At 75.5% G+C, this 669-nt stretch carries 1 protein-coding gene; it reads left to right on the top strand.

Going from position 1 to position 669, the window contains the following annotated elements:
• Positions 1–636, top strand: a 636-nt coding sequence (locus tag HMPREF0731_RS22500; protein WP_007006581.1) for a CDP-alcohol phosphatidyltransferase family protein, incomplete at its 5' end; no start/stop codon positions are given.
• Between the last annotated feature and the right edge of the window lie 33 nt (positions 637–669).

The following is a 669-nucleotide window of genomic DNA, read 5'->3' as shown; positions in this document are numbered from 1 at the left end:
CCTCGGCCGGTGGCGGCGCTTGGCAAGTCGGCCTTGCCGGGCGCGGCTGACCCCTCGCCCCGCGGCCCGGCGGAGCCGCCGCCGGGCGGGCTGGCCGCCGGGGCGCTGACCCTGCCGAACCTGATCACCCTGGCCCGGCTCTGCGCCGTGCCTGCGACGCTGTGGCTGGTCATCCATGGCCGGCTCGACATCGCCTTCTTCGTCTTCGCCGGGGCGGGGATCTCCGACGCGCTGGATGGCTGGCTGGCGCGCCGCCAGGGCAGCCAGTCGCGGCTCGGCGCGCTGCTCGACCCGGTGGCGGACAAGGCGCTGCTGGTCTGCACCTATGTCGGCCTGGCCTGGGCCGGGGTGCTGCCGGACTGGCTGGCGCTGCTGGTGGTGTTCCGCGACGTGCTGATCATGGGCGGCGTCGCGCTGCTGGCGCTGCTCGGCGCGCCGCCGCGCATCCAGCCGATCCGCATCTCCAAGGCCAACACCGTGGCGCAGATCCTGCTGGCCTCGCTGGCGCTGCTGCTGGCAGGCTTCGGTATCGACATGCCGCTGCTGCTGGAAGGGCTGATCCTGCTCGCCACCGCCACCACCATCGCCTCCGGCCTCGCCTACCTGCTGCCGCGCCTGGCGGGGGAGGGGGCGTGAGCCACGCCGCCCCGCCGCCACCGCCAGCCCCGC

This window comes from Pseudoroseomonas cervicalis ATCC 49957 (assembly GCF_000164635.1).
Classification (GTDB): Bacteria; Pseudomonadota; Alphaproteobacteria; order Acetobacterales; family Acetobacteraceae; genus Pseudoroseomonas; species Pseudoroseomonas cervicalis.
This window is presented reverse-complemented; position numbering and strand designations above follow the sequence as displayed.